19 protein-coding genes and 2 tRNA genes are annotated in these 23,578 nt (G+C 37.7%); 11 read left to right on the top strand and 10 right to left on the bottom strand.

Annotated features, from left to right (window positions below; translation table 11 throughout):
* Positions 1-513 precede the first annotated feature (513 nt).
* Positions 514-966, bottom strand: coding sequence for a GNAT family N-acetyltransferase (locus tag J2Y40_RS22775; RefSeq protein WP_153393012.1), 453 nt, complete (start codon positions 964-966; stop codon positions 514-516).
* A gap of 90 nt (positions 967-1,056) precedes the next feature.
* Between J2Y40_RS22775 and J2Y40_RS22780 the strand changes: the two genes are divergently transcribed.
* Complete coding sequence (locus tag J2Y40_RS22780; protein WP_310001588.1) at positions 1,057-2,505, top strand: PLP-dependent aminotransferase family protein; 1,449 nt, start codon at positions 1,057-1,059, stop codon at positions 2,503-2,505.
* A gap of 162 nt (positions 2,506-2,667) precedes the next feature.
* Here the strand turns inward: J2Y40_RS22780 and J2Y40_RS22785 are convergent.
* Positions 2,668-2,740 (bottom strand) — tRNA-Met (locus J2Y40_RS22785).
* A 38-nt stretch (positions 2,741-2,778) separates the two neighbouring features.
* Positions 2,779-2,851: transfer RNA gene (locus J2Y40_RS22790), tRNA-Met, on the bottom strand.
* Between the two features lie 101 nt (positions 2,852-2,952).
* Between J2Y40_RS22790 and J2Y40_RS22795 the strand changes: the two genes are divergently transcribed.
* The 6 genes from J2Y40_RS22795 to J2Y40_RS22820 all read left to right on the top strand — a co-directional run bounded on the left by J2Y40_RS22795 (position 2,953) and on the right by J2Y40_RS22820 (position 7,604).
* Complete coding sequence (locus J2Y40_RS22795) at positions 2,953-3,564, top strand: L-threonylcarbamoyladenylate synthase (protein ID WP_153393018.1); 612 nt, start codon at positions 2,953-2,955, stop codon at positions 3,562-3,564.
* 36 nt (positions 3,565-3,600) lie between these two features.
* On the top strand, positions 3,601-4,302 hold the full coding sequence (locus J2Y40_RS22800) for a CPBP family intramembrane glutamic endopeptidase (RefSeq protein ID WP_153393020.1): 702 nt from the start codon (positions 3,601-3,603) through the stop codon (positions 4,300-4,302).
* 4 nt (positions 4,303-4,306) lie between these two features.
* Positions 4,307-5,065: a peroxide stress protein YaaA gene (gene yaaA, locus J2Y40_RS22805; protein ID WP_153393023.1), complete on the top strand. Its 759-nt coding sequence runs from the start codon at positions 4,307-4,309 to the stop codon at positions 5,063-5,065.
* A complete protein-coding gene (prmC, locus tag J2Y40_RS22810) occupies positions 5,066-5,908 on the top strand; it encodes a peptide chain release factor N(5)-glutamine methyltransferase (RefSeq protein WP_153393026.1) in 843 nt (280 codons plus the stop codon).
* Positions 5,909-5,920: 12 nt separating this feature from the next.
* Entirely contained in the window at positions 5,921-6,280 is a 360-nt protein-coding gene (locus J2Y40_RS22815) for a DUF4180 domain-containing protein (protein ID WP_310001591.1), read from the top strand.
* 67 nt (positions 6,281-6,347) lie between these two features.
* Positions 6,348-7,604, top strand: a complete 1,257-nt coding sequence (locus J2Y40_RS22820) for a hypothetical protein (RefSeq protein ID WP_310001593.1) — start codon at positions 6,348-6,350, stop codon at positions 7,602-7,604.
* A gap of 331 nt (positions 7,605-7,935) precedes the next feature.
* Here J2Y40_RS22820 and J2Y40_RS22825 read toward each other — a convergent pair whose 3' ends face one another.
* From J2Y40_RS22825 to J2Y40_RS22855, 7 genes are all read right to left on the bottom strand, one after another.
* Positions 7,936-8,904, bottom strand: a complete 969-nt coding sequence (locus J2Y40_RS22825) for an NAD-dependent epimerase/dehydratase family protein (protein ID WP_310001595.1) — start codon at positions 8,902-8,904, stop codon at positions 7,936-7,938.
* Positions 8,901-9,686 carry an SDR family oxidoreductase gene (locus J2Y40_RS22830; protein ID WP_153393038.1) on the bottom strand — a complete coding sequence of 262 codons (786 nt, stop codon included), beginning with the start codon at positions 9,684-9,686 and terminating at the stop codon, positions 8,901-8,903. The genes J2Y40_RS22825 and J2Y40_RS22830 overlap by 4 nt, the downstream gene beginning before the upstream one ends.
* 144 nt (positions 9,687-9,830) lie before the next feature.
* The gene (locus J2Y40_RS22835; protein WP_153393041.1) at positions 9,831-10,937 is read right to left on the bottom strand and encodes an AraC family transcriptional regulator; all 1,107 of its coding nucleotides are present in this window, start codon (positions 10,935-10,937) and stop codon (positions 9,831-9,833) included.
* Positions 10,938-10,968: 31 nt separating this feature from the next.
* Positions 10,969-11,610 carry a rhomboid family intramembrane serine protease gene (locus J2Y40_RS22840; protein WP_153393044.1) on the bottom strand — a complete coding sequence of 214 codons (642 nt, stop codon included), beginning with the start codon at positions 11,608-11,610 and terminating at the stop codon, positions 10,969-10,971.
* A gap of 13 nt (positions 11,611-11,623) precedes the next feature.
* A complete protein-coding gene (locus J2Y40_RS22845) occupies positions 11,624-14,212 on the bottom strand; it encodes a DNA gyrase/topoisomerase IV subunit A (RefSeq protein WP_153393047.1) in 2,589 nt (862 codons plus the stop codon).
* A gap of 8 nt (positions 14,213-14,220) precedes the next feature.
* Positions 14,221-14,697: a hypothetical protein gene (locus J2Y40_RS22850; protein WP_153393050.1), complete on the bottom strand. Its 477-nt coding sequence runs from the start codon at positions 14,695-14,697 to the stop codon at positions 14,221-14,223.
* Positions 14,698-14,736: 39 nt separating this feature from the next.
* Complete coding sequence (locus tag J2Y40_RS22855; protein WP_153393053.1) at positions 14,737-16,623, bottom strand: DNA topoisomerase IV subunit B; 1,887 nt, start codon at positions 16,621-16,623, stop codon at positions 14,737-14,739.
* 221 nt (positions 16,624-16,844) lie between these two features.
* Between J2Y40_RS22855 and J2Y40_RS22860 the strand changes: the two genes are divergently transcribed.
* From J2Y40_RS22860 to J2Y40_RS22875, 4 genes are all read left to right on the top strand, one after another.
* Complete coding sequence (locus J2Y40_RS22860) at positions 16,845-19,685, top strand: histidine kinase (protein ID WP_310001598.1); 2,841 nt, start codon at positions 16,845-16,847, stop codon at positions 19,683-19,685.
* The gene (locus J2Y40_RS22865) at positions 19,660-20,385 is read left to right on the top strand and encodes a response regulator transcription factor (protein ID WP_310001600.1); all 726 of its coding nucleotides are present in this window, start codon (positions 19,660-19,662) and stop codon (positions 20,383-20,385) included. The genes J2Y40_RS22860 and J2Y40_RS22865 overlap by 26 nt, the downstream gene beginning before the upstream one ends.
* 110 nt (positions 20,386-20,495) lie before the next feature.
* Positions 20,496-20,696: a hypothetical protein gene (locus J2Y40_RS22870; RefSeq protein ID WP_310001602.1), complete on the top strand. Its 201-nt coding sequence runs from the start codon at positions 20,496-20,498 to the stop codon at positions 20,694-20,696.
* Between the two features lie 75 nt (positions 20,697-20,771).
* Positions 20,772-23,516: a T9SS type A sorting domain-containing protein gene (locus J2Y40_RS22875; RefSeq protein WP_310001603.1), complete on the top strand. Its 2,745-nt coding sequence runs from the start codon at positions 20,772-20,774 to the stop codon at positions 23,514-23,516.
* Positions 23,517-23,578 lie beyond the last annotated feature (62 nt).

The following is a 23,578-nucleotide window of genomic DNA, read 5'->3' on the forward strand; positions in this document are numbered from 1 at the left end:
AATACATTCTAATTTGAAAGCAACGCTAAATTTTTCTTTTCTATACATAAAAAAATGCCCCTAAAAAGTGTCTAACTTTTTGGGGGCAGTCCAAGAAAGCAGGATTTTTTTATGACAAAAAAGCAGGTCACAAATAAATGCGACCTGCTCTTAATTCGAAATTCATACAACCCATTTCTGATCTTATGATTTCGGTAAATTCTGTGATTGGTAGAGGGAACTAATTATGTTAAAAAAGGATCTCCGCCTGAAAGCAGTTATGGGTACTAATCATAAAAACATTCGGGAAAAAGTAGAAAATGATGGCGGAGACCATTAAACATAAATAAACTCTGTAAACCAGTCTTCCTCTGATTGACAAGAGCAGTACAAAAGTAGGATTCCGGGCTGTATTTATCCAAAAAAACCTGTAGAATTAAACAACACTTTCTGTAGAAGTAATTCTACCTTAGATTACGTAGAAATAACTAATGAAGGTATGTAAAATGCTTCCTATATGTACATTTATTACTTCTAACTTCTTACCCACCAGTGATAATAATTGTGTAGTCCGTCATATTCAAAACCACAGCGCGGATAAAGTGTATTTCCAATATCATTGGTTTTCTCTGTTTCAAGCATCAGTCCACAGGCTTCCGTTTCCTCGCACCATTGTTTACTTCTGTCTATAAGGCCAACTGAAATTCCTTTTCCTCTGTGATCTGGATGCACAAAAAGATCGCTTAAAAGCCATTGCTTCTGAAGTTTCGTGTAATGGAATAATTTGTAAAGCTGTACAAAACCAACGGCTTTTCCTTCTACAAAAGCAAGAAAAATATCCGATTCATTGTTCAGCAGTCTTTCTTTCAGGAAGGCTTTTCCTTTTTCCACATCAGATTCCTGACGATAAAAAATACGGTACAGATTAAAAAGTTCTGCAGCTTCATTCAGATCTTCAAGACCTGCTTTTTTAATGGTGTAATTCATTGTCGTAATTATTTTTAATTGACTGGAGCAAAAATATTTCTAAATAGGACTACATTTGTATTCCAGATTATAATTATCAAGTAGTCCAGTATGTTTCCATTTGAGCACCTTATTATTATTGATAAAGAAAGCAGTATGCCTATTTACAGGCAGATTGCAGTATCCGTCATTAATGCCGTCAGAAGCGGATCTTTAAAAGCAGGAACCCATCTTCCCGGAACCCGGGAGCTGGCCCGTACCCTAGGGCTACACCGTAAAACAGTTATTGCAGCCTACGAGGAACTTCATGCCCAAGACTGGATTACTATTGTTCCAAGAAAATATACTGCTGTGTCGAACCGGATCCCGGTATTCAAACCCAGGGAATGGTCTCACACGGGTTCTTTACCTGCTTATCAGAACAATTTTGATCTTCCGTTTAAAATGATTCGTGAAACCGAAATGACTGACGCCTGGAATACAGTTCCTGATATTATTATTGACGACGGGCATCCGGACATAAGGCTGTCTCCCATTGATGAGCTCCTGAAAACGTACCGCTCTTATACTTCAAAAAGACATACCATTAAAAATGCGGGTATCGGTACCGGACAAGGTACATTAAAACTCAGGGAAGAGCTTGCCCGTTATCTTTCTGAAACAAGAGGTCTCCATATTAATCCTGAGCATCTTCTGATTACTCATGGCGCCCAAATGAGTATTTATCTTTCAGCACAGCTTCTTTTAGGCCCAGAATCTGCTGTTGTCGTAGGAAAACCCAATTATCCTATAGCCAATGATGTATTTAAACAAACCGGTGCTTCTATTATTGAAATTCCCGTAGATGAGCACGGCATCAATACAGATCTTCTTGAAGACCTCTGTCAGAAGAGAAAGATCAGTGCTATATATGTTATTCCCCACCATCATTATCCAACTACCGTAACGCTCAGTGTAGACCGCAGAATGAAGCTGCTGGAACTCTCTATGCGGTTTTCATTCACCATTATAGAAGATGATTACGACTATGATTATCATTATACCTCTTCTCCATATCTTCCGCTGGCAAGTAGTAATCATAGCGGAAATATTATTTACATTGGTTCCTTTTCAAAAATTCTGGACCCGTCACTCCGTATAGGTTTTATGGTCGCGCCAAAAAATTTTATTGCCCAATGTATTGCATTAAGAAAACTCATTGATGTAGGCGGAGACGGCTATATGCAGAATGCCTTAGCCTCATTAATCAGACAGGGAGAGCTGAAACGGCATCTTAAAAAAGCAAAGAAAATCTATCATCAGCGCAGGAATTTTTTAGATATTGTATTAAAAGAAAAATTAGGGAATTCTGTTTCTTATCCCCTTCCTTCTGGCGGAATGGCCATTTGGATAAAGTTGAATTCCGAGTATTCAGTCCGAAAACTGGCACAAATTCCCGGCCTGGAAATTATCCGTACAGATGAAGAGCAGAATGCTTTCCGTTTTGGTTTTGCCTCAATGGATGAGAAAGAACTGGAGACTGCTGTGGATATTTTGAAAAAATACATTTTGAAGAAATAAAAAGTTGAAACGGGAGATTTTTTTATTAATCGCTAAGCTAAACAAGGAGAAATAATATCGGGCATTTTTTAAGATAAACAAGGCCGCTTCGCTTATATTTGAAATACAAGGTTATAAATAAAAAAGAGAAGCAGTATAGTACTGCTTCTCACTTTGTCTTAGTAGCGGGAACCGGACTCGAACCGATGACCTTCGGGTTATGAGCCCGACGAGCTACCTACTGCTCCATCCCGCGGTGTATTTTTAGAGTGCTTACCGAAAGCACTGTCCTAGTAGCGGGAACCGGACTCGAACCGATGACCTTCGGGTTATGAGCCCGACGAGCTACCTACTGCTCCATCCCGCGATATTGGATTGCAAATGTACGACTTTTTCTTTAAAATCCTAATTTTTCTTTTAAATAAAGGACTTTTATAAAAACTATTTTATTATTTGTATCTTTGTTCTATGGCAAAAATATTGAAAATCTATCCAGACAATCCACAGGAAAATCTTGTGAATGAGGTTATTAAAACACTCAACAACGGCGGACTGATCATCTATCCTTCAGATACGGTGTATGCTTTGGGCTGTAATATTTTTGACATTAAAGCCATGGAAAAACTGGCCCAGATGAAAAAAATCAAACTGGATAAGGCTAAATTCTCTATTATCTGTAATGATCTCAGCCATCTTTCAGACTTTACAAGACCTGTAGAGACCTCCGTTTTCAGATTTCTGAAAAGTCATCTTCCCGGACCTTTTACTTTCATTCTTGAAGCCAATAAAAGTGTGCCGCTGGCTTATAAAAACCACAAAACAATAGGTATCCGTGTGCCGGACCACCCAATCCCACAGCTTATCGTGGAAAAACTGGGACATCCTATTGCTTCTACTTCCATCAAAGATGATGACGAAATCATTGAATACTCTACTGATCCTGAACTCATCGCGGAAAAATATGACCACCTTGTAGATATTGTTATTGATTCCGGGTATGGAGACAATGTGGCTTCTACAATTGTGGATCTTACTTCCGGAGAACCGGAGATTATCCGTCAGGGAAAGGGTATTGTTTAATTCAGGATTTAAATTCAAAGTTCGAGGTTGACAGCTATGGAGCTTAATGGAAAATATTCTGTAGGAATTCTGCTTACTTTTGTTCTTCTGGCTGCTGTGATGCTCTATATTTTTCCTGTCATCAGTATGATCACAGGCGCAAAAAGTGTTACAGCAAACATTTTTTTCATCAGTAGGATCGTCATATGGATCGTTTTAGGGATCATATTTCTTTATGGTATTTTTGTAGAGAAAGGTCCTTTTCTGCTTTGGAAAGAAAAAAAATATCCAGTCTCATTTTATGCAAAAGCCATTATCAGCTTATATTGTATCTGTGCTTTCGGTGGTGCTTTTCTGAATGCAATGGTCAGGTTTTTAATGAATGAGGAAATCAGCGGTAAACTTCTTCAGCTTTCTTTGGTTTTTAAAAACAATTATTTGTTAATCGTTTTTACGTGTTTTACAGCCGGAGCGGTTGAGGAATTTCTGATGCGAGGATATCTACAACCCAGAATTGAGAAAATATATAACAGTCCGGTTTCAGGAGTTATTGTTTCTTCTATTGTATTCGGAATTCTTCACAGCACTTACGGAACCATAAGTCAGGTTGTTGTTCCTTTCTTCATTGGAGCCGTTTTTGCTTTGTTTTATAAAAAATATTCAAATATTAAAATTCTGATCATCTGTCATTTTATGATTGATTTTATTTCTTTGATGATGATGAATTTTATTGATTTTAAACATTTATCTGTATTTTAACATTATGAAAATTATCACTTCGCCGGCGAAATTGATGAACGTTGAGAATTCAACAGATCTTTTGAGATCTACTACTCCGAAATTCATCGAAGATGCGGCATTTATACACTCTTATTTAAAAGAAAAATCACCGAAATACCTTTCCGAGCTGATGGAAATTTCGGCTAAACTGGCGGATGAAAACTGGGAAAGAAACCAAAAGTGGAAAGCAAAACCCACGGCTAAAGAATCCGCTCCGGCTATGTTCGCATTTACAGGAGAGGTGTACAGAGGGCTTGATGCCAAAACGCTGGATCAGAAAGCAGTGGACTATCTTCAGAAAAATTACAGAATGCTTTCAGGGCTGTATGGCCTGCTGAAGCCTTCGGACAAAGTAATGCTTTACAGGCTAGAAATGGGACGCCCTTTTCAATTCGATCAATATAAAAATCTTTATGAATTCTGGAGAGAAAAGATTACAGAACAGCTGAATTCGGAAATGAAAAAAGGAGAAATCCTCCTTCATCTGGCCAGCAATGAATATGGTAAAGTAATCGACAGAAAAAAATTAAACCATAGGGTCATTGATTTTGATTTTTATGAATTAAAAGAAGGAAAGCTGAAAACCATCGTTGTTTATACCAAGCACGCCAGAGGACTTGTGGTAAGATTCTGTGCAGAAACCAATGCACAGACCCTTGATGATGTGAAAGCATTCCATTATGAAGGCTACCTGATTGATGAAGAAAAGTCTACAGATACTAAACTGGTTTTCACAAGATAAATGACTATATCAGCATTCAAAAAATATTTCAGCACTGAGCTTTCTGAATGGTATACCGATTCGGAAAGTGCTTTTCTGACGACCCTATTTATTCAGAAAATTGTTGGATTTGATTCGTTTCATCAGCGAAGATTTTCAGATCAGGAGCTTCTTAAAGCTGATGAGGAACAGCTTATAAAAGTTATACATGAACTAAAAACCGGAAGACCCTATCAGCAGATTCTTGGCGAAACAGAGTTTTACGGAATGATTTTTTTTGTAGATGAAAATGTCCTGATCCCACGTCCTGAAACGGAAGAGCTTCTTGAAATAGCCATCCATAAAATCCGGCATTCAGGGCTTGAGAAGGCTAGAATTCTGGATATAGGAACCGGAAGTGGTGTTATTCCTCTGGTTTTAAAAAAACATTTTCCGTATGCTGAGATCTCTTCAGTTGATTTCTCAGGAAAAGCTCTGCAGACCGCCAGAAGAAACGCTGAACATCATCAGCTGGAAATTAATTTCATTCATGCTGATTATCTCAACTTAGAACTGGATGGTGATTATGACATTATTATTTCCAATCCTCCGTATATCGGAATTGAAGAAGAAACCGAGATTGCAGATTCCGTTAAGGAATTTGAACCCCAAATGGCACTCTTCTCCCCTGTTGCGGATGCTTTGATTTTTTACAGGAAAATTGCTGAAGATTCTAAAAAATTTTTAAAAGACCGCGGATTTCTATTTTTAGAAATTAATCAGAAACTAGGACCGGAAACCTTAGATCTGTATCAATATTTCTCTGAAGCTCAACTCATCAAAGACCTGTCAGACAATAATCGTTTTATTTTCGGAATAAAATAAAAACACTGCACCATGAAAATTATTGCCCATTCAATCCGTTCTGTAAAAATTGCAGAAATAATTGCAGATGAAATCCTTATCAGATCGGCCGAAGATGGTCTGGATCTTCTCGGGGACATTTATTACCAGGGCTTTGACAAGGTTATTATCTATGAAAAGAATATCACGCCTGATTTTTTTGACCTTAAAACCAAAATTGCAGGCGAAATTCTTCAGAAGTTCTCCAATTACCGGATGGGACTTGCCATTGTAGGAGATTTCAGCCAATATGAAAGTAAAAGTATCAGGGATTTTATCTTTGAAAGCAACAAAACCAAGCATATCAACTTTGCAGAAACTATTGAGGATGCTCTTAAAAGACTATCTGAATAACAAAATTACAGGATCGGAAAATAATTTGTCCGAATCTCTCGTTATTGGGAAAACTAAACCATCTATAATGCTGAAAAAAATAAGTTTATTATCAGGAAGCCTTCTATGTTCTTTTTTCTCCGCACAGGAATTTACCCAATATAAAAATGGCCTGATCTACAGTGAAAACGCGATGAACAAGCTTGGGAAAGTTGTCGACTCGCTCAATTTAAAATATAAAACCTGCGATCTGACTAAAGTTTTTTATTCCCAGCTGCATACTATCGGATATGCTGTAAAAATGGATACAGGAAATGTATCAGAGGCTAAAAAAGATATGGACCTGAATATTCCTATTGAGGATTTCATCAGAAAATATCCGGAAGCGGTCATTGAAAAAGACCTTTTAATCATAAAATCAAAAGAAAAAGATGATGAGCGGAATGATATTATTCGGATCAGGGAAATTCCTGTCAATGGTTATTATGCGACGAGTATAGGGTTCAATTATACAAAAGAGCTGTATAATGGACCCTCAAAAAATAAATGGGCTTATAATTATTGGGAAAAAAGCTCAAATTCTGATGAACAGATTTACGGTTTTTTCTTTCCCGAAAACTTTAAAAGTATTCCTCTGGCTCCTAAATATTCCCGGCAGATTATCTATTCTGAATGTTTAATTGACCCTTCTGTTTCCAAATTCAAAGAAGATGCAAAAAGTGAAAGATTTGGTGTATCTTTTCCTAAAGGAGACTTGAAAAAACTTTCAAAACAGGAAAAAGAAAAATTGCTGGACGAATTAAGGTCAATAGAATTAATTGGCAACTGCAGCCAGGATTCGGCACCGAGAATGCAGGGAGTATATATGGCCCTTTTATCCGCAGAAACAGCCAATTGGGAAGTGTTTCTCAAATCGCATCTTGATATTGTGAATGACCGTTTTGAAAGGGTCTCCGATTCCGGATACGCCAGAGAAAGAAGAGGAACTTATATAAAAGAACTGGAATCCCTTAATATCAACGTACCTGATCTTTTGTTTGGAATAACATTCAGAATAGAAAACCCTGTAAACAATCATTATTTTGGAGATGTTTCAAGATTAGGAAAAGCTGTTTCAGAATCAAAAGATGTGGAACTGTTTCTCTCACAGCTTTTGTCCATGATTAGCGATAAAAACCTCGATGACTATAATAGAATTGCTGCCTATTTTTTCTATTTAAACTGTAATTACTCCATCAAAAGTAAAAGAGAAAGAAAGATCAACTCGATGAAACTGATAGAAGCTATAAAAAGGCTTCCAAAATATTTAACGGATCAGATTAAAATTGAAAGTATTCAGGTTTAAAAGAAAAGGAAAAATAAGAGCCTGTATTAAAGTTTTATCAGAACAGCATATTAATACAATATAATTATCAGGTCGCTCCTACGGAGCTCACCTTAGATCATGTATAAATTCTATGAACAGAGTACTCCTAAGGAGCACTTAAAAAGTTCAAATAACATCATATTTTTTTACAGAAATTTATAAATTGATCATCAATTATAACACTTAATATAAGTCTGATTTTCTTATCCCGAATTGAGGCTGACTGAGATAAAAATTTGAATGTTATACAAAAAATCAAATTAGAAATTTTCACAGGCTCTAAATGATTTGATAATAAATTTCTATCTCATCACTTATTTTTCTTTTCAAAAAAACGTACCGCATCTTCCACAGCCTGATCTACAGTCTGATAATGAACTCCCAGTTCCTCAGCAGATTTTCTGTTGGAGTAGAAATTATTGATCCGCAATGCTTTCATATTGGGAGAGCTGAGGCTGGTTCTGATCTTCAGTTTTCGAAGGCCGTCTCCCAGATAACCAAGAAATGCAAGTCCCGAATCAGGGATAGGAATCATTACAGGATTCCGGTTGGTCACCTGGTTTACTTTTTTGAAAAAGTCTTTATAGCTCAGGTTTTCTCCGGCCAGTAAATAATTTTCCCCATTTCGTCCATTTTCAAGGGCTTTTATAACCCCGTTGGCGGCATCTTCTGCGTGTACAAAATTTTTGCCTCCTTTTGGATAGAAGACCATTTTTTTATTCAGAGCCCAGAAGATAATTTTTCCGGAACTGGGCTTATGGTCATAGGCTCCGATCATAAAAGTAGGATTCACAATGATAATCTTTGTCGTCCTGTTCTGCTGAAGAAGATAATTTTCGGTTTCCAGCTTACTTTTGGCGTAGAACGAACGGGTAAAAGGATAGCGTTGTGGTGCTTTTTCACTCCCCCACACTTCTGTGCTGCCATATCCTAAAGTATTGGCTGTACTCACAAACAAAAACGTCCCTACTCCGGCTGCATCCGCCTGTGAAAACAGATGAATCGTTGCATCGTAATTTATTTTTCTGTATTCTTCATAATACAGCAGATCCTGAGCGGTTTCTGCGGCCATATGAATCATTGTATCTACTTCCTGCAGATGTCCTGAAATATCTGAAAACAAATCTCCTTCTACAAACCTGAGGTTTTCATTTTCTTCACCCAGCCAGCTGCTTTTCTTGCGCACCAGAGCAATAACAAAATAACCATATTCTAATAATTTTATAACGGTATTAGTTCCCAGAAGCCCTGTGGCTCCGGTTACAAAAACTTTTTTCATGCTTCGATTTCTTTTTTGATGGCACTGGTCATCAGGGGAAGCTTAATCCAGATCGGAAGGATTTTCATCATCAGCCAGCTAATTGGATTAACCATAATAACGGAATCTTTTTTAAAGAGCTGACGAATACAGTAAGCGGCCACTTTATCAGGATCCAGCAAAGTAAGCCTGCCTAAAAAACCTTGTTTTTCAATTCTCCGGCGCACATCAATATTGGTTTTCATGGCCCCGGGATTTACCACGCTTACACATACATTGGTATCTTTCAGTTCTTCGTGCAGTCCTCTGGAAAAAGAATGAATAAAGGTTTTTGAGGCCGGATATACAGTTTTAAAGCCAATCGGAGAGAACGCAGCCATACTGGATACGTTTAAAATATAGGCTTTGGGCTGTTTCAAGAGATTGGGAAGCAGCTGGTGTGTAATCAGGGAAGTTGCAGCAACGTTTACCTGAAGAATGGTATTGATATAATCCGGAGTGGCATCAATAAATTTTTTGGTCCCTCCCAGTCCTGCGTTATTGATCAGGATATGAATCTCGAAAGAAGTATTCAGCCAGTCTGTAAGCTTCATAACATTCTCGTTCACGGAGAGATCTACTTCATAATAATGAACCTTTATCCGGTAAACTTCTTCCAGCTCTTTGGAAAGTTCTTTTAAATGCTGCCCCGGCAGACTTACCAGAATAAGATTGATCTTATTTTTTGCCAGGTTTTCAGCAAACGATTTTCCGAGTCCCTGACTTGCTCCTGTAACCACCGCATATGATTCTTTGGTATCCATAACACAAAATTTATGGTACAAAGCTATTCCGGAATCTGTGCTGAAATGTTCAGGATTATCTGCGTGAACCTATTTTAAAGCACAAATAAACACAGATTCAAACAATTAAAAATCAACACATTAAACAAACAAGAACGTAAGACTTTATAAATCCGAACCATTTTTATATTCAGAAGGGGTCTGATTGGTCAGTTTTTTAAAGGTGGTATTGAAAGAAGTTTTGGAATTGAAGCCAGCTTCGTAAGCAATACCCAGAATCGATAATTTACTGTCTGCCTCTTTCAGAAGTTTTTTAGCATACTCAATACGGTATTCATTCACATACTGGAAAAAGTTTTTCCCAAATCCTGTATTGATCACATAAGAAAGCTGATGGGTGGATACTGAGAGAAGTTCAGAAAGTTTAATCAGGTTCAGTTCACTGTTGAGATAAGGTTTCTTTTTGTTCATAACCTCTTCAAGAAGCCCTTTGATCTTCAGCAGCTCTTCATCTGGAATCAGTTTTCGTTTGATTTCCTCTTCATCGGAATCATTGTTGATTGAGATCAGTTCTTCGCGCTGTTTTTCTTCTACAGGATAGATTTCCTTCTGCTTCAGGGAATAATAGCCTACAAAATAAATAACGAGCAGAAAGGCCCCGTTGATGAAGAAATTCAGGGAGACGGAATTATAAGACAGATTGTAAACTACATAAATAATGTTGATCACAAAAATGATCAGAATAATATATTCCAGCCAGTTCAGGTTGATTCCTTCTGTATTCGCAGAGAACTGCTGTATTCTTTTCTGGTGCTTTCTGATGGTAACATAAGACAGACCTGTATAAAATAACGCCTGAAAGAGAATCAGCCCAATAAAAACAAACTGAAAAAAAGAGCTGTTATCAACACCTAAGCGTGGCAGCAGAAGATTAATCAGAAAAATGACAGGAAGAATAGAATACTTAAGGTCTGTTACTTTAAATTTAAAAGAAGGATTGGTGAAGAACAAAACACTGAAGTAAAACATAATCGGGGTAAGAAACTGTACGACCTGAACAGAAAGGATGGAATGAATTTCCACCGGAACATCTTTCACCAGCGTTAACACCTCATCGAGCCAGAAACTCGACCACAAAAAGAGAAATATTCCGAACCAGAAATTGGCTTTCCGGTTTACTTTTAACGGATTGGACAGCTTCAGCAGAGACAACAAAACCAATGAGCCATAGATTAAGACAACGATGAAACGGTTTAATTCTGATGTGCTCATTGGTTTTGATATTTTAATCAAAGATAGCTTTTTATCTTATTTTTTTCCTTACAAAGATCTGGTAAGACAGATAAATCAATGGAAGCGACATGGCTCCCAGATAAAGCATATTTTCCACAGCCAGCTGCGGATGCACTGCCACGGCGTATACAAGTCCAAAAAATGCTCCTCCGAGGTGGGCGGCATGGCCCAGATTGTCCCATTGTTTAGGATTCAGCATCATGTAAACGGAGTATCCAAAATACAAAGTTCCGAATATCCAACCCGGAAGAAAGTTCACCTCAATAACGTTCGGGGCCATTGCTATAGCGGCAAAAATAATTCCGGAAACAGCTCCTGATGCTCCGATAGCGGAATACCACGGCTGATTTTTATAGATCAACAGGCTGAACAGGTTTCCAAGGATCATAGAACCGAAATAAATGATCAGAAAGCCTATATCTCCAAAAAAATGGGTTACGGCAGCCTGAAAGAAATACAGTGAAAGCATATTGAAGAACAGGTGCATAAAATCTGCATGCAGAAATGCTGAGCTGATCAATCTTATATATTCCTTACGGTTTTCAATGGCTGCCACATTGAATTTATATTTCTCAAATAAAGCAACATCATTGAAGCCTCTGTAGCTGAACAAACAGGTTGCGGCAATAATGACCAGAACTGGTATACTCATAATTTTTTAATTCTTAATTTTCAGATTCACCGTCCTGGAACAAATCTCCAATAACCCCTCCGTCTTCATCCACAATCCCGTCTCCGGTTTCAGGTTCTTCATACACTTCAGGTTCTTCTTCAGGAGGTTCAGGAATGGTAATATTAATGGCTTTTACTTTAAATTTTGTAAACTGGTTTCCGATAGCTTTTATTCCTTTTACAGCAATAAACTCATCGATATTAATCATTTCAGGATCTCGGTCTTTGCCTTTGTCTTTGGCAAAAATGATCTCAGCTGAAGCTCCATCCGCTACAATTACATTCTCGATAAAGGATTTGGAATGTTCAGACGGCATAAAGGTCTGTACATTCACTGTATTTTCCAGCAGGAATCTTTTGATGAAATAAATATCTTTTTCTCCATCATAATAGATGCAGGTTACCGGCTGCTGCGGCTTCCATTTTTCCAGAACCAGATATTCGTCATCAAAACGGTTACCAAGATCGAAAGAGACCAATTTTACTTCACCGTTGGTGTTAATTGTAAGAATTCGGTCATCACCTTTGAAGCTCCCCAGCAGGGTTCCTCTTCCATCGGCATTCAGTCTTCTCACTGTATCATCAAACCAGATTCGTCGTGGAGCCAGCGTAGAAACGCCTTCTTCTTTCATATCAACCTTCTTTACGGAGTATTTCGTCACCAGATTTCCTTTGGAATCTCTTCCTTTAATGGCAAGATCAGAGAAATCAATCTCCATTTTATTCTTTCTGATTCTTGGATTTGGTTTCAGCAATACAGTCACTGTTTCAGCTTCACCGTTAGGATTGGCTGAGAAATACAGGACTTCCGAACCTTTTTTATCAGAAGCCAGCGGATAATCCGTATTTCGTGTTACCGCAGTAACAAAGAAACGTTTCATATAATATGGTCCTTCTTTTCCTTCACGGTAAATCATGTTGTACACGGTACGTTTATCATTTTTCTTCCAGACTGCAACGTGCAGAATATCTTTTCCGATAAAGGTTTTGGCTTCCACTTTTACCACTTTCATGCTTCCGTCTTTCCTGAATGTAATGATATCATCAATATCTGAACAGTCGAACATGTATTGATCTTTTCGAAGGGATGTTCCGATAAAGCCTTCTTCAAAATTGGCATAGAATTTCTCATTGGCTACGGCTACTTTTGTTGCATCAATGGTATCGAAAATTCTAAGCTCTGTTTTTCTCTGCCTGTCTTTTCCGTATTTCTTCTGAATGTTCAGATAATAATCAATAGCATAAGCAATCAGGTTGCCAAGATTGAATTTAACCTGCTCTATTTTACCTTCAAGGGCGGCTATATTTTCTTTAAATTTATCTAAATCGAATCTTGAAATTCTCTTGATTCTGATCTCAGTAAGTTTTACAATATCTTCTTCTGTTACTGCTCTTAAAAGGTGCTTGGTATGAGGTTTCAATCCTTCATCAATGGTTTTCAGTACTTCATCCCAGCTTTTTACCTCTTCAATATCGTGGTAAATTCTGTTTTCGATGAAAATTCTTTCCAGAGAAGAGAAATGCCAGCTTTCCTGAAGCTCATGAAGTTCTATTTCAAGTTCTTTTTTAAGAAGCGAAACGGTGTGCTCCGTGTTCATTCTCAGGATCTCTGAAACATTCAGGAACATTGGTTTATCCCCAACAATCACGCAGGCGTTCGGAGAAATCGTTACCTGACAGTCTGTAAATGCATACAGGGCATCAATTGTTTTATCCGGTGAAACATCGTTATGAAGATGGATAAGAATCTCGACTGCATCTGAGGTGTTATCTTCAATCTTTTTGATTTTGATTTTCCCTTTTTCATTGGCTTTCAGGATAGAATCAATCAGGTCACTCGTCGTTTTGGAAAACGGCAGCTCGGAGATAACCAGAGTATGCTTATCCGTCTGGGTAATTCTGGCTCTGGCTCTTACTTTTCCGCCTCTGTGCCCGTCATTATACTCTGAAACATCCAGATAACCCGCCGTCAGAAAGTCAGGAAACAGTTCAAATTTCTTTCCTTTCAAGTGAGCTACAGATGCGGCAATCAGTTCATTGAAATTATGCGGAAGGATCTTTGTGGAAAGCCCTACTCCAATTCCTTCTACTCCCTGAGCCAGAAGTAACGGGAATTTTACGGGAAGGTCTATGGGTTCATTATTTCTCCCGTCATAAGACTTTGCCCATTCTGTTGTCTTAGGGTTGAAGACCACTTCCAGTGCAAAAGGGGTCAGCCTGGCTTCAATATACCTCGCTGCTGCCGCAGAATCTCCCGTATAGATATTTCCCCAGTTCCCCTGGGTATCGATCAGGAGTTCCTTCTGCCCGATCTGCACCATGGCATCGGTAATGGAGGCATCACCGTGAGGGTGATACTTCATGGTGTTTCCTACGATATTGGCCACTTTATTGTAGCGCCCGTCTTCCAGCTCCCTCATAGAGTGCATGATCCTTCTCTGTACTGGCTTCAGACCGTCAAATACTGAAGGGATGGCTCTATCAAGGATTACATAGGAAGCATAATCCAGAAACCAGTCTTTATAAAGTCCGGAGACTTTCTTTAAGCTCTCGCCCTCATGGGAGAATTCTTCTGTCGTCATCTGTTATTTTAATCGTTTTTCTCTTTATTGGTTTTTACTACTTTATTCAGAGAGAGTTTTAAATCGTTTACTTCTTTTCTGGTTAAATATGAGATATCATATTTAAGCATGGTAGAACCGTTATTCTTACTGGTAATCTTTACGTATAATCTTTTGAGGAAGAAAATACTCACGATCTCATATTCTATCAGTTTATATTTTGGAAATTCATCATGAAGAGGCTTATCCAAAAAAGGAATGATATTCCTGTTTTTAAAGTTCAGCGCTTCGCCGTCGCTGTCATATTCAAAAATCTGCCTTCCGTTCAGATAAAACACTCCCAGGATTAGAATGGGAACGATCAGCAATAGATAGCTTATCTTTCCTACAGCCTGAAATCTGTATTCATTTAATAAAAATGCAGTGATTCCAAATACGACCATCATCAGCAGCAATGTGTTTACAAAATTATAAACAGATGCTTTGTTGCGGTTGCTTAGTCTCATTTTGGTATTTTGGTGTTTGGTGTCTTTGGTTGTCAGCTTTTAGCTGGTTGCTGCTTCGTCTAAGATTTCTTTTTTATCAATATCAGTGTCTTCTACTACCAGATTTTCAAGGATGAATACCTGTCTGTCCGGAGTATTTTTTCCCATATAGAATTCCAGCAGCTGCTCTATGGTCTGGTCTTTACCTACGACTACAGGTTCCAGGCGGATATCTTTTCCGATGAAGTGCTTAAATTCATCAGGAGAGATTTCACCAAGTCCCTTGAATCGGGTAATTTCAGGATTTTTGCCTAATTCGTTCAGAGCTTTTATCCTTTCCGCTTCTGAGTAGCAGTATCTTGTTTCTTTTTTGTTTCTTACTCTGAAAAGTGGGGTTTGCAGAATGTAGAGGTGTCCGTTTTTGATTAGATCCGGGAAGAATTGCAGGAAGAATGTAATCATCAGCAGACGGATGTGCATTCCATCCACATCGGCATCGGTTGCAATAATTACCTGGTTGTATCTTAAGTCTTCCAGGCTTTCTTCAATATTTAGAGCCGCCTGAAGAAGATTGAACTCTTCATTTTCGTATACTACTTTTTTGGTCAGGCCATAGCAGTTCAATGGTTTTCCTTTAAGAGAAAATACCGCCTGGGTTTCTACATCTCTTGATTTTGTGATGGATCCGGATGCAGAGTCTCCCTCTGTAATAAATATCTGGGTATCTCCTTTTCTTTCAGCCTTCTGATCGTTATAATGCTGTCTGCAGTCTCTCAGTTTTTTGTTGTGTAAAGATACTTTTTTAGCTCTTTCTCTTGCCAGTTTCTGAATTCCGGAAAGTTCTTTTCTTTCTCTTTCGGAGATGAGGATCTTTCTTTGGATCGCTTCTGCAATCTCAGGGTTTTTATGAAGGAAATTATCAAGCTTGCTTTTCAGGAAATCAATGATAAAAGTTCTTACGGTTGGCCCGTTTGGTCCCATATCATTAGATCCTAGCTTTGTTTTGGTCTGTGATTCAAATACCGGTTCTTCTACATTGATGGAGATAGCCGCAATAATGGATTTTCTGATATCTGAAGCATCAAAACTTTTATTGAAGAACTCACGGATTGTTTTTACATAGGCTTCACGGAAGGCATTAAGATGCGTTCCCCCCTGTGTGGTATTCTGTCCGTTTACGAAAGAAAAATAGGTCTCTGTCTGGGATTTATCAGAATGGGTAATGGCCAGCTCTATATCATTGTCTTTCAAATGAACGATAGGATATAGAATTTCGCTTTCCAGTTCTTCTTCAAGTAAGTCTTTAAGTCCGTTTTCAGAATAATAGGTTTCTCCGTTGAAAAGAATTTTCAGCCCGGGATTCAGATACGCATAATTGCGCAGCATTCTCTCGATATATTCTTTTCTGTATTTGAAATGAAGGAAGATATCTCCATCAGGAATGAAGGAAATTTCGGTTCCGTTTCGGTCCGAAGTCTCTTTTTCATCATAGTTTTCTTTGATGAGACCTCTGGAAAATTCAGCCATCTTCATTTTTCCGTCACGGAAAGATCTTACCCGGAAGTAATCTGAAAGGGCATTAACGGCTTTAGTACCTACCCCGTTCAGACCTACAGATTTTTTGAAGGCTTTACTGTCGTACTTTCCTCCCGTATTCATTTTAGAAACGGCATCTACTACCTTTCCCAGGGGAATTCCACGGCCAAAGTCACGGATCGTAACTTTTCCGTCATCCAGTTTTATTTCAATTCTTTTCCCTGATTTCATTCTGAACTCATCAATAGAGTTGTCCAGAATTTCTTTTAGGAGGATATAAATACCGTCATCAGCGGAGGAACCGTCCCCCAGTTTCCCGATGTACATTCCGGGACGCAAACGGATGTGTTCCTGCCAATCGAGGGTTCTGATATTATCTTCTGAGTAGGTTGGATTTATTTCTTGTGACATATATGATTTCAGCAAACATACAAAAGTACGAAATTGTCTAAAATTATCCGAATTTTTTCAAGCTGATTTTTTGAATATTCAACCCTAAACCTTGTGTTTATTAACTTATCATATTATATATTTACATTATTATTCAACATCGCGTGATAAAAAGATTTATTTTTTGCTTTTATTTTATTTTTCCGGCGGTCCTGATTTTATTTTCAGCACAGATTCCCGGGATGGTAAACTATACTGAAGAAGATGGGTTAGAGAGCTCTTACACCTATCATCTAAGGCAGGATAAAAATGGTTTTATCTGGATTGGCAGTGATAACGGGTTGTTCAGATTTGACGGGAAAGAGTTCAAACAATACGGGAAAAAAGAGGGATTAAAAAACGTTGACATCATTTCCTGTGAACCTCTTCCCAATGGCGAGGTTTTCATCCTCCCCTTTCTGAATGACTTTGCTTATTTAAAAAATGGCAAGATGATCAATCTGAATATCAATGATTATATAAAAAATCAGTTTTCAGGTACTATCCCAAAAATCACCCGTGACGGAAACAGGCTTTATTTATATGGATATACTAATCCTCAGAATATTTTTATTTATGAAAATGGGAAAGTAAAAAGAATCCCCATTCCTTTGGACTATACACGAACATTTGGAACTGTAAAATTTGACTTTCAAACTCACAATCTCTATTTGCATGATGGCCTAAAAACTGAAATTCTGGTGTACAATATCGTCAGCGGAAAAAAAAGGACTATAAAAGCAGATAAGGCAGGTCTGATTTGTGAAAAAGATAATTTTCTGGTTTTTAATAACAAAGGAAAGATTGATATTTACCAGCAGTCCGATCCGTTTCATCTCAAGAAAATCCTGTCTTATGATACAAAAGAAAAAATATTCTATGGTGTTATTGATAAAAACAACAAGCTTTGGCTCAATCTTCAAAACGGCGGGGTTCTTTACTTCAACCAATCTTTGCTTGACAATAAAAAAAATCTGCCACCACCTGTAAAAATATTAAACAATTATGTCATCAATAATGTCCTGGTAGATAAGGATGATAATGTATGGTTCAATTCCAGAAACAACGGTGTTTTTTTTATCACAAAATCTCTTTTTACCAACCATATCAATTTATTGGTAAAAAACAACTCCGAATATATTAAGGCTATCGCGAAAGATAATGATAGGATTATCTTGGGATACAACAGTTCTTATGGGGCCATTATTGATAAGAATGGCAAAATACAGGATATGACGCTGGATAAGGATAATAAGGATGAGAACAGATCAGTCTATATCAACCATAATACCGCTATTTTTGGACTTTCAATTAAAATTATCATTCATAATTTTTCTAAAAACACCAATAAACAGCTATTCTATAATATAAAAAATATTGTCCCCTATACATCTGACTCTGTATTTTTCTGTACGGCTAATGATCTGATGGTATATAATTTAAAAAATGAAAAATTAACTACCCTTTTCAGTGAACGTACCTATACGGTTCTGCCTTACGATAAAGATAATTTATTCGTCGGCAGTTTCAGCGATCTGTATAAATTCAATATCAAAACGAAAAAAAAGACCTCATTTTTAAAAGGGTATTATTTTTCAGATCTCAAAAAATTACGGGAAAACACTTATCTGGGCGCTACCAACCTCAACGGGATTATTATTTTCAATGGTAAAGGGATTATAAGAAAGATTGAAAAAAGCAACGGGCTGATTAATGACCAGGTCAAGAAAATAGAAATAGAAAATGAAAATACATTCTGGGCAAGCACCAATTCCGGGATCTCCAGAATTGAATTAACAGAAAACAATCTCCGAATCAATAACTTTACCCAAACCGATGGTCTTCCGTCTAATGCGGTTGCCGGTTCTGTTATAAAAAATGATACCATTTTTATTGGCACCTCCAAAGGATTGGGAATATTCCCGATAAAAAAATTACTGGCTCAGGAGAAATCCATTCATAAAAAGGTCATTATCAATTCTGTAACCATTGAAGATAATGAATATCACAATCCAAAGGAAAACCTGACTGCCCATACCAATAATACGGTCATTTTCAACCTCAGTTTTCTTGATTATGCCTCCCAGGGAAAGATAAGCTATAAATATAAGATTGAAGGGCTTAATGACACCTGGCAAATAAGTAATTCCTCAAAACTCATATTCAGCTCTATACCTCCTGGAGATTATGTCCTGCGGGTTTACGGGTTAGGCTATAATGGAAAGCAGTCTTATGCTTCTACAGATTTTGCTTTTAAAATCAAACCCGAATTCTGGCAGACCTGGTGGTTTAAACTATTGCTGGCCGCCATCGTCACAATTATTCTATCTGCTCTGATTAATTCTTATCTGCAGAAAAAACGTAATAAAAAGCTGGAAAAATTCTATCATGAGAAGAAAATTGCAGAACTTGAACTGCAGGCTATTAAAGCGCAGATCAACCCGCATTTTATTTATAACTGCCTGAATTCCATTAAGTATCTGCTGTTTAAAGAAGATTATGAGGAAACTGAAAATTATCTGGATATATTTTCCCAGCTGATCAGGAAAACACTTCATTATTCTGAAAAAACCTTCATGCCTATCCGCGAGGAAGTAGAATATCTCTCTTTATATATGGATATGGAGAAGCTTCGCCAAAACGAACTTTTCGATTATGAAATCCATCTGTCCGAAGGGGTAAACACAAACTGGGTGATTCCTTCACTGCTCATTCAGCCTTTTGTAGAAAATGCGATCAAGCATGGGATTTCCGGTTTAAGATCTGAAAAAGGTTTCATCAGGGTATCTTTTGATCATACGAATTCTACCCTCTGCATAACGATTGAAGATAATGGCCGGGGAATCCAGTCTAAAAACGAATCTTCCGCCGATGAAAATTCCTTTGGATTAAAATTATCAAAAAAAAGAATCCAGACTTTTAAACAGCTTTTTGAAACCAATATTATCCTGGAAGTCATTAATCTTTCTGAAAAATACGGAAAGCAGGGCACCCAGATAAAACTTTACATTACGCCTTATGAAAACACAAATTTGCATCATTGATGACGAAAAACACGGTAGAGATTATGTCTCCCTGCTATTAAAAAAAGAATTCCCGGAAATCCAGATCAGTTTTGAGGCCTCCAGTGTGGAAGAAGCTTACATTTATCTTACCAAAAATTCACCGGATATTTTATTTCTTGATATCCGGCTGAGTGACGGTACTGCTTTCGATCTGTTATCTAAATTTAAAGAAATTACCTCTCAGATTATTTTTATTACCGCTTTTGAAAATTTTGCCATTCAGGCCATTAAAAACGGAGCCACAGACTATCTTCTGAAACCTATTAAAAAAATTGATTTTATTATTGCGGTTAATAAAGCTCTTGACAATATAAAAAAAATGCAGCCTACCCAAAATACAGTGCTTCAGGATCATAAAATCATCCTCTCTACTCTGCAGGGATTCAAAATAGTGGATATTTCCGATATCGTCCACTGTGAGGCCGATTCAAGCTATACAACCTTTCATCTCGCCAATAAAATTAAAATCATGGTATCTAAGACCCTGCATGAGTTTGAGGCGGTTCTTCTGGAGCATAATTTTTTCAGAATTCATCACAAGCATCTTATTAATATTGCCCATCTGCAGGAATACATTAAAGGCCGGGGCGGACAGGTGGTAATGAGCGACTGCTCCGTACTGGATGTCTCATACCGCAGAAAAAATGATTTCCTTTACAGAATAGGAAAAACGGACTAGTCTTATTTTACGACGCACTTACTTGCTCATCCGTCGCACTTATTAGTTATAAATACTTTTTCAACGGAGTCTTTTCTATTTTAGTCATACTAATCAATAAAAATATTATTATGAAAAAAATAACGGAAAAGGCTCTGAAAAAAAGTCTGATGAATTCCATTAAAGGCAGTAATGGCAGTATTACACCTGGTAATCCGGCCTATACTCCACCAGTTACTCCGATTGTAACACCCGCATATCCTATCAACAGTACGTATTATACACCACCTAATAATGGTCTTCCCAATAACGGCTGGGAGGTTCCGAAATAAAAAAGCAGATCTCGTTCCCCGGTTTGAGATCTGTTTTTTAGTAACATACCATATCAACCACTTAAAAATAAAAACATGAAAACAAAACTTATTCTTTTTAATAAGAGTATTGCCCTGATTCTATTCATATTTTGGGGTAATACTCTATCGGCTCAGGAAGCCCTGCTCAACCCTACAGCAACAGTTTATGATGGATTAAGTGATAATATAAGCACTTTTGAATGTCCTGCTTTCAGTATCGCGGAAACTTATGAGGAATATAATCAGCAGGAATCGGGAGCAGAACTTTTTGCCAAAAGATTTGATACTGATATCACAACATTGAATTCAGGGAAGTGGGAAAAACTAAATGACCTGCACGTATGGCGGTACAGAATCACCTCAAAAGATGCCTATTCTATGATGCTTATATTTAAAAATATGCGTCTTCCGGAGGAGAGCAGCCTTTTCCTTTATAATGAGGATATGAGCTATGTTGTAGGTCCAGTAACTCATACTTATAATACAGAAAGTGGTATATATCCTACTGAACTGATCCCAGGAAGCAGTATTATTGTAGAATTGGTTATTAAAGGAAGCAGCTATCAGGAAAACAATTCTTATTTTACCATTGGTAATGTATCCCATGATTTCTTAGATGTATTTGAGCTGGCAAGCGGAACTGCAGCCCCTGGAAAAATTCTGAAATGCCATAATGATATTAACTGCAGCGCTGGCAATGAATGGCAAACGCATAAAAGAGCTGTTGCTCTGGTTACTATAGGAGGGCAAGGGCTTTGTTCAGGTTCCCTGATTAATAATACAGCCTTTAACGGACGATCTCTTTTCCTTTCCGCTACGCATTGCTACGGATTATTTAACAGCCCGGAGAATAGTGTTTTTTATTTCAATCATGAAAAAGAAGAATGTAATGGCAGTAACCGGGATTACAGAAAGAATGATGATGTCATCAAAATATCAGGAGCCAGTCTGATAAGCTCCAATAATTACGCCGATATGCTTCTTCTTCAACTAAACGACAGAATGCCCTCTTCTTACAGACCTTATTTCCCTGGATGGGACAGATCTGAAGATAATCCTAAAAAAGGTGCTGTTATTCATCATCCTAAGGGAAATCCTAAAAAAATAACGTTGGATAATGATATTATAGCACCTAATACTTCTCCCGTATTAGCCTGGTACGCTGGTACTATGTGGGAATCATGGCCTGATAGCGGTACCATAGAAGGAGGTTCATCAGGGTCTCCCTTGTTTAATCAGAATGGAAGGATCGTAGGCCACACAACAGCAACCAAAATTAACGGATATGACTATGGTTTTTTTGGTGAACGGAAACCTATATATGTATGTCCGCCTAATAATATTTCTCACTTCGGCCGTTTATCTGCATCCTGGAATTATGCAGGGGCATCCAACCAAAGCCTTAAAGATCATTTAGACCCCAATAATACCAATCAAATGTCTATACAAGGGCTTATTCCTGCCGGATGGAGACATCATAAATTTCCGACCAATCTAAATAGCAGAAAAATGCAAAGCGGTGACTACGATGGTGTACACGTAGGATTGGGCAACCAGATATTCTACAGAGCTCTTAGCGGTCAGGTTCAGATGTATTACTGGACTTCTAACGGCTGGCAGCACGCTACTATTCAGCCTAATAATTCATATTCAAATCTGGTTGGTGGTGATATTGCCGTAGGTTTAGGAAACCAGATCTTTTACCGCAGTATGAATGGTAATGTACAAACAATGTACTGGGCGAATAATTCCTGGCAGCATGGTGTTGTAGGAGGTGCTGTTCACTCTGCACCGCACAGTCTGGCACTGGGCGAAAACAATAGTGTCTATTATCGGGGAACGAACGATAAATTGTACATTTTATACTGGAGTAATAATGCATGGCATTCTGGTGACATTTCGGGATCTGTCAGCAACAACACTAAAATTGCAGGAGATGTGGTTGTGGGCAACGGTGCTCAGATATTTTACAGAGGCGGGGACGGAAAGCTGCAAATGTATTATTGGGGTAATAATGCATGGGTACATACCTATGTAGATCCCGCCGGAAGCAATGCTTCTCCTCTTTATAATATACAAAATACTGCAGGAGCAATAAGTATTGATAAAGACAATAATAATACGATTTATTACCGTGGAACAGATAATAATATGCATAGATATTACTGGAACAATACATCCTGGCAGCACCAATGGTTAGGGAGCAACAATGATGCTAAAGTATATGGGGACATTACTGCCGGAGAAGGAAACCAGATTTTCTACCGTGGTATTGATGCAAAAATGCACCTGTATTATCTGGGCAGTAATAACTCATGGGTACATGATTGGATTGAAACCAGCCTGCAAACTCCAAATGCCCATAATGTAGCAGGTTCAATAGGCAAAGGTCCTGGAAACATTTTATTCTACAGAGGAAATAACGGATTTATGCAGCATTATTTCTGGAATGGTGCACAAATGTTGAAAAACAGTAAAGAAAATGAATATTTCAGCATGGATAAAACCCCTCCAAGTCCTACCATACCTAAAGAGATTCCTGCCGGTAACTTTTCAACCATGACTCCTAATCCTGCAAAAGATCATATTATATTAACAGCTGACTGTAAATCTCAAACTACGATTACTATTACCATTACAGATATGCTTGGAAAAACAGCAATGAATTCTTCCCATAAAGCAGATTCAGGAAAAAACACCATTACTCTGGATATTAATAAACTGAATACAGGTGTTTATTTCTTGAAAATACAAGACGCTCAGGGAGCATCTGCTGTACACAAACTAATTAAAGAATAATGAATGAAATGTATCCCGAAATTTAAGTAAGTTTAATTCTTTCAAAATAAATAATACGGAAC

The organism is Chryseobacterium sp. 2987, assembly GCF_031456375.1.
GTDB lineage: Bacteria > Bacteroidota > Bacteroidia > Flavobacteriales > Weeksellaceae > Chryseobacterium > Chryseobacterium vaccae.